This window comes from Empedobacter sp. UBA7248 (assembly GCF_002472945.1).
Lineage (GTDB): Bacteria > Bacteroidota > Bacteroidia > Flavobacteriales > Weeksellaceae > Empedobacter > Empedobacter falsenii_C.
Window position 1 is genome coordinate 75542 of sequence record NZ_DKSU01000006.1, and the last position, 12704, is coordinate 88245.

Below are 12704 nucleotides of genomic sequence, written 5' to 3' on the forward strand. Positions count from 1 at the left end.
TTTACAATTAAAAATTTTGTAATCTTAAAAATTAAAAAGGTTATCAACAAGTTGTTAATTATTTGATTATTAATCGATTATTTTCATATTTTTATTCGTTATAATTTAATAATTTTTATCAAAATAACAACTATAACTTGGATTAATTTTCTATAATTTAACACAAAAAAATAGGCAAGCCTTGTTGTAGACTTGCCTAAAGAATATGATTAAATTCTAAATTTTATCTTGCAATATTTACTGCACGCGTTTCACGAATTACAGTTACACGAACTTGACCTGGATAAGTCATTTCGTTTTGAATTTTATCTGAAATTAAGAACGATAATTCAGCTGCTTTTGTATCATCAACTTTATCACTTTCTACAATCACACGCAACTCACGACCAGCTTGGATCGCGTATGCTTTTTCTACACCATCAAAGTTAAGAGCCGTAGCTTCTAAATCTTTTAAACGTTGCATATACGATTCCACAACTTGACGACGAGCACCTGGACGAGCACCAGAAATCGCATCGGCAACTTGTACAAGTGGTGAAATTAAAGAAGTCATCTCAATTTCGTCGTGGTGAGCTCCAATTGCATTAATTACATCTGGATGTTCTCCATATTTTTCTGCCCATTGCATACCCAAAATTGCGTGAGGCAATTCAGATTCTTGCTCCGGAACTTTACCAATATCGTGTAATAAACCTGCACGTTTCGCTAACTTAGGATTCAATCCTAATTCCGCAGCCAACGTTCCTGCTAAATTTGCCACTTCACGAGAGTGTTGCAACAAGTTTTGACCATAAGAAGAACGATATTTCATACGTCCAACGATACGAACCAAATCTTTGTGTAAACCGTGGATTCCTAAATCTAAAATTGTTTTCTTACCAACTTCGATGATTTCGTCCTCTATTTGTTTTGTTGTTTTCGCAACAACTTCCTCAATACGTGCTGGGTGAATACGTCCGTCCGTTACTAAGCGATGCAAAGACAAACGAGCGATTTCACGACGAACAGGATCGAAACAAGAAAGGATAATCGCTTCTGGCGTATCATCAACAATCACCTCAACTCCAGTTGCAGCTTCGATTGCACGAATATTACGTCCTTCACGACCAATAATACGTCCTTTAATTTCGTCAGACTCAATATTAAATACAGAAACCGCATTCTCAATCGCTTGCTCTGTACCAATACGTTGAATAGAAGAAATCACAATTTTACGTGCTTCATTTTTCGCATCTAATTCCGCCTCTTCCATAATTTCTTGGATATGAGCTTGTGCTTTTGTTCTCGCTTCGTCTTTTAAGACTTCAATCAATTCAGCACGTGCTTCATCAGCAGAATAATTCGAAATTTTTTCAAGGATTTCTACTTGTTTTTTGTGCATCGTATCCACTTCTTTTTGCTTAATATTAAGCTTTTCTGTACGTGCTTGTATATTTCCTTTCTCAGATTTAATCTGATCTTTTTGTTTCTGAATTTCTGCTAAGTCCGTTTTGATTCTCTCTTCACGTTCTTTTACTTTAAGCTCAGCATCAGCTACTTTTCTTTCACGTTGATTAACAACTTCTTCGTGTTTAGATTTTAATTCTAAAAATTTCTCTTTGGCTTGAAAAATTTTCTCTTTTTTAATGGCTTCACCATCTTTCTCAGCATCATTAATCAAATTTTGTGCTTTGCGAGTTGCTTCGTCAATCAGTTCTTGATTCTGTTTATCAACTGATTTTTTTGATAAGAAATATCCCACCGCTGCACCTATGATTAATGTAACAATTGCAATAATTATTGTCATAATTGGGTCCATAGATTATGTAATGTTTATATATAAAAAAACCTACATTAGTAAAGTATGTTTTGAGTTAACTCCTGTAAACAGGATTTGAGTTAGTCCGTCAGTCAAGTATCCGCTGTCAAATAAATGAACCTAAAAGGTTGCGGCCCGCTTTCCGAACGGTGTTCACTCGGTAACAAAACTAGTGTTGAGTTAACCAAAATAGCTAGAACTAATGTAGGAATATTGTTTAGTGGACAGTTTCACAACTGTCAGAACTTCTCTTATTTTTCGATTGACTGATCAATCAATTCTAATAACTTCGAAATGCGCTCTGTAGTCATTTCTTCGTTATCTTTCACTTGCTTTTTCAGCTTTGCTTCGCGTAAAGCTAACTGAATTGTCACCATTGCAAGCGCGTCTTGTTTGTCAGAAACAGCGTACTTTTGTTCAAATTGTTTCAAAATACCATTTATTTCTTCTGCACAAGAAAGTAACATTTCTTCCTCGTCAGAATTAATCGTCATTGGATAATGACGTGAAGCAATTTTTATCTCAATTCGTTGAGTTGACATTCTTTTTATTAATTATTAGTTTTAATTTGAGCGATGCACGTATCGACTTCTTTTATTAATTTGTTCATTCTTTGCTTCATCATTTGTTTGTACTCCTGATTTCCGCTCATTGCATTAACGACTTTTAATCGTTTTACCTCCTCATTTAAATTTAAGTTATTCGCTTGCGAATCTCTCAATTTATTTTTCAATCGGGCATTTTCTTCTTTTAGAGAATTGATTTCATTTTGCAATTTTTCCAATTCTTGTATCGAGTTTTCAGCGCCCTTCAATATATCTTTATAATTCCCAAGTTGGCCTAAAACACTTAAAACTTTGTTTTCAAGTTCATTAAATTTTACCATTTTTTCCATCTCCTGAGAATTTCAATTATTCTAGCTTCTATTGCAAAAATAGTATTTTTTTACTTCTAATCAATACAAAAACCTAAATATTATCAGTTTTTTCTTATTCATTTGACAAATAGAGATTTACTTATATTTTTTGTTTCGTTTCTCTATTCTTCACTACTTTCACAACATACTTGATACTAAAAAACAAAAACAATACCGAAAGAATAGTTGGCAGAAATTGACAGAAAATAATCAAAATTGATTTGAAATAATACATTCCATCTTTCCAACTTTGTTTTAACTCATATCCTAAGTTGATTTCTCTATAAGCTTTCAGATCTGTTTGTGGTAAAATATTCGTTACAACTCGTGGTTCTTCTGATAATTGATACGCAATAGTCGCATAAGAAGTCGCATCATTTATCAACGCTTTGTTGACTTTATTTTCGATTTGTTGCGAAATTTTAACTGCTTTATTGTTTTCATTTTTCAACTCATTCTCATATTTCTCGAAGGTCATTTCTTCATTATTAATTAAAATATGATCGATAATAATTCCTTTCTCTACTGCAAATTTGACATGCTCGCGCAATTTATTTGACGGAACTTTTAATTCAATCAAATAAGAACGTTGAATTTTATCTATTTTCTTGACGCTTTCTTCCGATAATTCAATTTTATCCGAATCTAAAATTTGATTATTCATTTCGCTGTTCAATACAAAACCATTCAGTGCAATCGCATTTTCTTCAATTTGAACCGCATCTTTCATCGCATCTTTTACTTTCATTTCAATCAACGCATTCGATTTGAAAGTCTTCCCTTCTACTTCTGGATTTGCGGCATTAGAAACTGCAACTTCTTCTTTCGCATCCGCAGCCAATTCTGCATTACTTTCCGAACTCTTGTATTGTTTACAACTTACAATAGAAGCAACTATAAAAAATGCTAAAATAATTTTTCTCATAATGATGTTTTTTTAATGTTTGATTTAAAATTAGTTGCATCATTTTTCAATCATTCACCAAAATCCTTTTCTTTTGCTTGTTTATTATTTTACAAATACAAAACATTGATAATCATTTATTTAATTTTATTTTACAAAGATTTATCCTGAAATAATTTTCAGAAATTCAAAAGATTAAAGATGTTTGTAAAAGAATTAGTTTACTTTTAACTGATTTGTTAATTATTGAAAAGAAAAAATGAAAGTGATTAAGCCAATTTTACTAAACTTATTACTAAGTTCTGTTGTTTTTGGACAACGAGCAGAACAACCAAAATCCGAAACATATCCAAAAAATATCTTCCAAAATCCTTTAGAAATTACCAATTATTTGGCTGGAAATTTTGGAGAATTACGTGCCAATCATTTCCATGCTGGACTTGATATCAAAACGCAACAACGCGAAGGTCTGAAAGTAAAAGCAATTGGAGATGGTTACATTTCTCGCATTAATATTTCTCCAACTGGTTACGGAAATGCACTTTATATCGATCATCCAAATGGATATACTTCTGTTTATGCGCATTTGAGAGAATTTACGCCAGAATTGCAGGAATATGTGCGCAAACAACAATATGCGAATGAAACGTTCAAGATCGAATTACATCCAAAACCAAACGAACTTCCTGTAAAAATGGGCGATTTGATTGCGCTTTCAGGGAATTCTGGAGGTTCTGGAGGTCCACATTTACATTTCGAAATTCGTGATACCAAAACGGAAGAACCAATTAATCCTTTTTACTTCGGTTTTGATTTGCCTGACACACGAAAACCATCTATTTTAGGTTTGTATGCTTATCCAATTTATGGTGATGTGAATCTAAAAACAAATAGAATTGTTGTAGCAAATGGCGGAACAATTTCTGCTTCTGGCGCAATAGGTTTTGGTGTAAAAGCATATGACAAACTGAATGGAGTTGAAAACAACAATGGTATTCATCAAATAAATATTTATGTAAATGACGAACCAATTTATACCTTTACTTCGAGTCGTTTTTCATTTGATGAAGCTCGAGCTATAAATACAGTTTGCGATTATGGCGATATTCAGAAAAATAATAGCTGGGTGTACCAAGGATTTGTAAAAAATGGAAATCCTGTCAGAATGTATTCTAACTTAAAAAACAATGGAATTTTAGAGCTTGAAGACGGAAAATCATATAAAGTAAAAATTGATGTTTCTGATTATGCTGGCAATTTATCTTCGCAATCTTTTACTGTTAATGGAAAAGCATTTGTAGATTCCGCGAGACTTCCTGAAACAAATCCTATGTTGTGGAACAAAGAAAATCATTTCAAATCTGATGGAATCGAAATATTTTTCCCTAAAAATATCTTCTATGAAGATTTTGATTTAGCTTATAAATTCTCGAATGGTAAACATTGGGTTGGCGATTATTATATGCCAGTTCATCAAACTTACACGTTAGCGATAGAGCCAACTGCTGATATTCCTACTGCACAATTGGACAAAGCTGTTATTGTGCGAGAATATCAAAAAAGAGGCGCTTGGAAAAAAGATTATTTAACAACAGAGCTCAAAAATGGGAAGCTTGTTGCGAATCCAAAAGATTTTGGCGTTTTTTCTATTTTAATTGACAATACTAAACCGACAATTACTCCGTTAAATATCAAATCAGATAGTCAATTTAATCAAGCTAATGCTATTATCAAATTTACAATTGATGATGCACAATCTGGGATAAAAGACTATAAAGCTTATATCGATGGTAAGTGGGTTTTAGCCGAATATGATCAAAAAATTAAACGATTATCAATTAATTTGAACAAAGAACAGATTTCGGTTGGTGACCATCAATTAGAATTAAACGTGAAAGATGAAAAAAACAACACAGCAACGTACTCTACAACATTCAAAAAGATTTCTTAGTACCATAAGTTTATCTCTTTTGGGTGGAATTTTATTTGCTCAAACTGCGCAAATTAATGGTAAAGTTGTCGACGAAAATAGAATTCCAATTAGTGAAGCTGAGATTATTGTCAACGATCAATCTTATTTTACGGATCAAAATGGTAATTTCAAAATTGATATTCCATCAAATTCTTCCGTTACCGTAACTTTTAACAACAATGGTTATCATTCGTTTGCACAAACGTTTACGCTAAAAGATAAAAACAAAAAAGAAATTTTTGTTCAATTAGTTCCTGATCAAACCAATGCGATAGAATTAGGTGAAGCAACAATTTCTTTTCAATCCAATAAAAATAAACCTTTGCAAAGTACCGTTTTGAGTGCTGCGCAAATGCAACAAGGACCAAGTTTAACTGGCGGAGTTGCCGATTTATTAAAAACATTACCTTTCGTAAATTCGAATACAGAATTGAGTTCGCAATATATGGTTCGCGGAGGAAATTATGACGAAAATTTAATTTACGTTAACGGAATCGAAGTTTACAAACCTCAATTAATTCGTTCTGGTGAACAAGAAGGTTTAGGCTTTGTAAATCCTGCGATGACACAATTTATCAACTTTTCTGCTGGTGGTTGGGAAGCCAAATATGGCGACAAAATGTCTTCTGTTTTAGATGTTACCTACAAACGTCCAACAAAATTTGAAGGTCAATTAGAAGCTAGTTTAATGGGCGGGAGCTTGACATTAGGCGGAGGTTCTAAAGACAAAAAACTTTCGGCAATTGTTGGAGCGCGTTATCAAAACAGAAATTTGGTATTAAATACTTTAAAAGGTGACACCAATTTCAATCCTGAATATTACGATATACAAGCCAATATCAATTATAAATTAAATGATAAATGGAATGTTGCATTTTTGGGTACAATGTCGCGTTCGCGCTACGAAATGTTTCCTATAAAACGTGAAACTTATATCAATACAATGGATACGCCGTTATTACTAACTGTTTTTTATGACGGAAAAGAAGATGATAAATTTGCCACAGAAACAGGAAGTTTATCGTTTACGTATCAACCAAATTCTAAAGTAGATTTAGGTTTAGACGTTTTTGCTTATCATTCTAAAGAGCGCGAATATTTTGATATTAAAGGTTCTTATTTCATTTCCGAAGTAGACGAAAAAGGCTTTGCTACTTCTACGAATGATGTTGGTTCGCAAATCGATCATGCACGAAATAATTTTGATGCATTAGTTGCCGGAATTCAACACAAAGGAAAATACAAAATCAACGGAAACAATGATATTGAGTGGGGTGCAAAATTTCAACAAGAAGATATTCGTGATTTATTAGGTGAATGGCAAGCTATTGATTCGACAGGATATGTTGTGAATCCAAATCCTAATAATGGCTTGAATTTAAGTTATTATGTGAACTCTAAAAATAATTTAAAAACCAATCGTATTTCTGGTTATGCGCAATACACGAGCAAATTCATGTGGAATGATGCAAAAGTGATGTTCAACGCTGGTGTACGTGCAGCTTATTGGGATTTCAACGAAGAAACAACTGTTTCGCCTCGTGCTCAAATCGCAATTAAACCTGATTGGGAAAGCGATATGTTGTTCCGTTTTTCGACAGGTGTTTATTATCAACCTCCTTTCTATCGCGAAATTCGTCGTTTAGATGGTTCTTTGAATGATAAAGTAAAATCGCAACAATCGATACATTTTATTCTTGGAAACGATTACGAATTTAAATGGATGGATCGTCCGTTCAAATTAACAACTGAGGTTTATTACAAAATCTTAAACGATTTGAATCCGTATTATGTGGACAATGTGAGAATTCGTTATACGGCAGATAACAACTCGAAAGGTTACGCATATGGACTTGATATGCGTTTATTTGGGCAGTTTGTTCCTGGTATTGATTCTTGGTTCTCGGCTTCGTATGCGCGCGCTTACCAAAATATTGATGACAAAGGAAATATTCCATTACCAACAGATCCGCGTTTCAAATTATCAGCATTTTTCCAAGATTATATGGAGTTTTTACCATCTTTCAAGGTGAATGTGAATTTGATTTATGCTTCTGGATTACCAAACGGAGCACCACAATTTGCAGATCCATATAATTATCAAACAACGCTGACAGATTACAAACGTGTGGATATTGGTTTTGTGAAAGAATTGATCAATCAAAAAGAATTAAAACCATCAAAAGGAACATTTTGGAGTAATTTCAAAGAGATTTCGATTGGTGTAGATGTTTTCAATGTGTTTGATATCAAAAATGAAATCAGTAATTCGTGGATTCGTGATGTAAACTCGAATGCAGTTTATACGATGCCAAATTATTTGACAGGACGTTTCTTGAATGGAAAAATTAATTTTAAGTTTTAATATAATTTTTAAAACCCTATGTCAAGTTGAATTCATTTCAACTTCGCATCCTCAGTAAAGCTAACAAGATGTGTTTCTGAAACAAGTTCAGAATGACACTTAGAAACATAAAAAAGATAGTTGTTAAACTATTAATATAATCTATCAAACCTCAAATCAAAAAAACTTTATACATTTACCGAAGCACTTCTCGCGACAGAAGTGCTTCTTTTTTATTTAAAATCTGACAAAACGACACATAATGGGCATTGGCAAACTATTTGATTCAATCAGAAACAAAAAAACTAATAAGAATATGTCTGACCAAAATATACACGAAGAATTAGAGAACGAGAATCTTCAAGAAAACGTTCAAGAGAGTGACAACACTGTAGAACAACCACAAGAAGAAACTGCTGGAAAGTCAGAATTAGAAATTGTTAAGGAACAATTAGCAAAAGAAAAAGACCAATATTTACGTTTATTTGCAGAGTTTGATAACTTCAAAAAACGTACTTCGCGCGAACGCATGGATATTTTCAAAACAGCAAATAAAGAGGTAATCACTTCATTATTGCCTGTTTTAGATGATTTTGGACGCGCAATCAATCAAATTGAAAAATCTGGAGACGACAACTTACTTCAAGGAGTTGAATTGATCAATAATAAATTAGTAGAAACGTTACGTGCAAAAGGCTTGAAAGAAATGGAAGTAAAACCTGGTGACGATTTCAACACAGATTTACACGAAGCAATTACTCAAATTCCTGCTCCAACAGAGGATTTGAAAGGTAAAATTGTAGACGTTGTAGAAACAGGATATTTATTAAATGATGTAGTAGTTCGCTACGCGAAAGTTGTTGTTGGATTATAATTTAGATTAAGAAAATGTCATCAAAAAGAGATTATTACGAAATATTGCAGGTCGAAAAATCTGCAACATCAGAGCATATCAAGAAAGCCTATCGTAAACTTGCCATCAAATATCACCCTGACAAAAATCCTGGTGACAAAGAGGCAGAAGATAAATTTAAAGAAGCTGCAGAAGCTTACGAAGTTTTAAGCGACGACAACAAACGTGCACGTTACGACCAATTCGGACATGCAGGAATGAGTGGAGCTGCTGGCGGAGGATTCGGCGGTGGCGGCGGAATGAATATGGAGGATATTTTCTCTCATTTCGGCGATATCTTTGGAGGCGGAGGATTCGGTGGCGGATTTGGAGGTCAATCTCGTGGTCCACGTCGAATGAAAGGTTCTGATTTGCGTATTCGCGTAAAATTGAACTTAGAAGAAATGGTTAACGGTTGCGAAAAGAAAGTAAAAGTTAAACGTTTCAAACAAGCAGATGGCGTTACATCTAAAACATGTCCATCTTGTGGCGGTTCTGGACAACAAGTTCGCGTTACCAACACATTTTTAGGACAAATGCAAACTGCTACAACTTGTGGAACTTGTCAAGGAGTAGGAAAAGTTGCAGATAAAATTCCTTCGGGAGCAAATAATCAAGGATTAATCAAAGTTGAGGAAACAATCGACCTTAAAATTCCAGCTGGAGCAAGAGAAGGAATTCAATTGCAAGTTCGCGGAAAAGGTAACGATGCGCCTTTTGATGGTATTCCTGGTGACTTACTTGTTTTGATTGAAGAAGAAGAACACGACACATTAAAACGTGATGGAAACAACTTACATTTTGATTTGTATGTTTCTATTCCAGATGCTGTTTTAGGTGCTTCGAAAGAAATTCCGACTGTTAATGGAAAAGTGAAAATTAAAGTTGACAAAGGAACTCAATCAGGGAAAGTATTACGTTTAAAAGGTCAAGGTTTACCAGATTTGAATGGTTACGGAAAAGGTGATTTATTTGTACATGTTAACATTTGGACACCAACTCATTTATCGAAAGACCAAGAAGCGTATTTTGAAAAAATGAGAGACGATGATCATTTCTCACCAGAACCTTCGAAAAATGAAAAATCATTCTTTGAACGTGTAAAAGATATGTTTCAGTAATTGAAAAATATATAACAAAAAAATCCATCTCAAATGAGATGGATTTTTTTTATTTTAAAATTTTTTAGTGACTATGTGTGTTAGCTTCCCCAGCTGAACCTTCACGATCATACGAACAACAAGAAGGTAAACTTCCGTACACTTTTTCTTCTGCACGTTTATTATCAGTATCGTGTCCAACCGCTACTACAGCGTTTTCTACATCATCAACTTTAGTCTTTTTTTCATTCAATATGATATGTAAATTTTGTGTATTACTATCCCATTCAGCAGATTTTACGCCTTTTACACCATAAGCCGCTTTTTCTATACGATCTTTACATTGTCCACAATTTCCTTTTACATGTAAATCGTGTTTTGCATTTTTATTTTGTGCTTGTGCGCTAATTCCTAAAGTCGCAACCAAAGCAAAGGCTAATAATTTTTTCATTGTTTTATTATTTTTATGATTTTATTTTAAACTAAATCTTAATCCAGCGTAATACATTTGTCCAAAAATTGGCGCATAAACAATCGAACTATCGAAATTTGAACCAAAAGGATTATCTGCTCCTAAAATTACGCGATGTTGCTGATAATTCGTTACATTTTCTCCTCCAACATATACTTCAAAACGTTTTGAAAAAACACGTGTAATCTGGAAATTAATTGTTCCAAATGGATTCGAATAATCATTCAATTGATTTTCTGGTAAATTATCTGATGTATTTGGTAAACGCTGTTTTCCAATCCAATTGTATGTCGCATCAAAACGCCAATTTCTTCCATTTCTTTCATGTGTTTCATATTCAAGATTGGTAAAGAAACGATGCTTCGCTTGCAATGGACGCTCTAATTTTCCGTTTTCGTAATCAGTTGCTATATCATAATATTTGTATGATGCTCTAATTTTGAAATGCGTAAATGGATTATAATTAAAATCGAATTGAAACGAATTTGCATACGAGTCCCCTTCTAAATTATAAAATCTTACTTGACGGGCCGAATAATCGATATCCGTTACAATTTGATTTTGAAAATCTGTTCGATAAAAATCTGCTGTTACATCTGCATTTTTTCCAAATAATTTAAACTCCTGCGTCACACTAAATCCATAATTCCAAGCAATTTCTGGATCTAAACCATATATTTTTCCATTCCCATCACCCAAAATATTAAATTGCCTTGAAGATGCAAATAAATTCTGATTTTCTGCAAATATATTATTGATTCGTTTTCCACGACCAACCGACGCTTTTATTGTTGTTCCTTTTACAGGCGTATAACGTGTATGCAAACGAGGTGTTAAGAAAAATCCCATTCGATTATGATAATCTCCACGAAGCCCAGCAATCATGTTAAAATTCTTCATATTATCATACGTATATTCAAAAAATGCTCCTGCAGAATTATCTATTCGATCATAATTCGCATCAGTCGGAAGCGCTACAAATTCCTTGAATTTATCATACGTAAAACTCGCTCCTGTAGAGAATTTATTTTTTGTATTGCTAATAATCGAACTGAAAATATAGTTGGAATAAAAACTTTGTTGCTCAATATCATATTGATTCAATCCGAAGTAAGAATCTTGTTTATGATAACTAAACGCCGTTTGCAATCCCATACTTTGATAAGGCATTTCTGGAAAAACATACCCAATTTTTGATGAAACATCCACACGATTCGTATTGATTTCTGATCCCCAATAATTAGTTGTTAATTTATCGCGATCTTTATCAAAATCAACTTGTCCTGCTTGTTTTGTATCATTCAAATAACGTGCAGATAAAAATGCAACCCAACCTTTTTCTAAGTTTTGATATTGCCAACGATTCATCACGTTAACTTGATGTCCAAGCGGATTATCTAAAAACCCATCATCGTTCATATCATTCTTCGAAACACGTGCATTTCCATGCATAAACAAAGAAGTACTCCATTTATCATTCAATTTTTTGTTCAAATGCACATTTCCTTCAAAACGCGAATCTGTCGAACCATAAAGATTCACAAACAACGGAATATCATTTGAAGGCTTGATTAATTCTGTATTAATCTGCCCAGAAATACTTTCATAACCATTAATCACCGTTCCCGCACCTTTCGTCACCTGAATACTTTCTACCCAAGTTCCAGGGGTAAAACTAAGCCCAAAAGCTTGCGAAGCTCCACGAACATTTGGTATATTTTCTTCTGCAATCAAAATATAAGGCGACGTTAAACCCAACATTTTAATTTGCTTATTTCCCGTTACAGCATCCGAAAAATTGACATCAATAGAAGGATTTGTTTCAAAAGATTCTGCTAAATTACAACAAGCAGCTTTCAACAATTCCTTGCCTGTCATTGTCGTCATATTGGTTGCAAACTTCGATTTTTTAAGCGAACTACTTGTATCACGAACTACAACTTCATTCAACGAAGTATCCCCAAAATGATCTTTTACATTGATTGTGATATTCTGAAATTCGTCTTTTAATTCCTTAAAAGTTGTCGTTTCATTGTCATAAAAAACACCTAAAATTGAGGTTGGTTGGTAATTTTCGATCTCAAAATTTCCTTTCTCATCTGTTATAACAGAAATATCTGACGATTGCCAAAACACTTCTGCTCCAACGATTGGTTGTTGATTTTGATCTGTAATTTTTCCTTTTAATGTAGATTGCGCGTAAGATAACGCAGCACTTAGTATAAATACTGAAGTGAATATTTTTTTCATTTTTACGATTTAAGGCTCAATGCCTATTTATTATTGTGTACTTGTTGATTAGATTT

At 33.4% G+C, this 12704-nt stretch carries 10 protein-coding genes; 4 read left to right on the forward strand and 6 right to left on the reverse strand.

The annotated features are described in order from the left end of the window. Window positions 1-223: 223 nt before the first annotated feature. The 4 genes from rny to B4A23_RS05090 form a co-directional block, all read right to left on the reverse strand. Complete coding sequence (gene rny, locus B4A23_RS05075) at window positions 224-1786, reverse strand: ribonuclease Y (protein WP_414647060.1); 1563 nt, start codon at window positions 1784-1786, stop codon at window positions 224-226. Window positions 1787-2049: 263 nt separating this feature from the next. Beyond that, entirely contained in the window at window positions 2050-2340 is a 291-nt protein-coding gene (locus tag B4A23_RS05080) for a cell division protein ZapA (RefSeq protein ID WP_291117637.1), read from the reverse strand. A gap of 8 nt (window positions 2341-2348) precedes the next feature. Continuing rightward, window positions 2349-2684, reverse strand: a complete 336-nt coding sequence (locus tag B4A23_RS05085; protein ID WP_146810388.1) for a hypothetical protein — start codon at window positions 2682-2684, stop codon at window positions 2349-2351. Window positions 2685-2814: 130 nt separating this feature from the next. Beyond that, complete coding sequence (locus tag B4A23_RS05090; protein WP_291117641.1) at window positions 2815-3639, reverse strand: hypothetical protein; 825 nt, start codon at window positions 3637-3639, stop codon at window positions 2815-2817. Window positions 3640-3877: 238 nt separating this feature from the next. Here B4A23_RS05090 and B4A23_RS05095 point away from each other — a divergent pair, with 238 nt between their 5' ends. The 4 genes from B4A23_RS05095 to dnaJ all read left to right on the forward strand — a co-directional run bounded on the left by B4A23_RS05095 (window position 3878) and on the right by dnaJ (window position 9947). Then, window positions 3878-5569, forward strand: a complete 1692-nt coding sequence (locus B4A23_RS05095; RefSeq protein WP_291117644.1) for a M23 family metallopeptidase — start codon at window positions 3878-3880, stop codon at window positions 5567-5569. Beyond that, on the forward strand, window positions 5517-7955 hold the full coding sequence (locus B4A23_RS05100; RefSeq protein WP_291117647.1) for a TonB-dependent receptor: 2439 nt from the start codon (window positions 5517-5519) through the stop codon (window positions 7953-7955). Before B4A23_RS05095 ends, B4A23_RS05100 begins: the two co-directional genes overlap by 53 nt. A 295-nt stretch (window positions 7956-8250) precedes the next feature. Then, window positions 8251-8808 (forward strand): nucleotide exchange factor GrpE, encoded by a 558-nt coding sequence (locus B4A23_RS05105; RefSeq protein WP_038335626.1) that lies wholly within the window; start codon window positions 8251-8253, stop codon window positions 8806-8808. Window positions 8809-8822: 14 nt separating this feature from the next. Then, the gene (gene dnaJ, locus B4A23_RS05110; protein ID WP_291117650.1) at window positions 8823-9947 is read left to right on the forward strand and encodes a molecular chaperone DnaJ; all 1125 of its coding nucleotides are present in this window, start codon (window positions 8823-8825) and stop codon (window positions 9945-9947) included. Window positions 9948-10011: 64 nt separating this feature from the next. Here dnaJ and B4A23_RS05115 read toward each other — a convergent pair whose 3' ends face one another. Continuing rightward, complete coding sequence (locus B4A23_RS05115; protein WP_291117653.1) at window positions 10012-10377, reverse strand: heavy-metal-associated domain-containing protein; 366 nt, start codon at window positions 10375-10377, stop codon at window positions 10012-10014. Window positions 10378-10398: 21 nt separating this feature from the next. Beyond that, window positions 10399-12648: a TonB-dependent receptor gene (locus tag B4A23_RS05120; protein WP_291117656.1), complete on the reverse strand. Its 2250-nt coding sequence runs from the start codon at window positions 12646-12648 to the stop codon at window positions 10399-10401. Window positions 12649-12704: the final 56 nt, after the last annotated feature.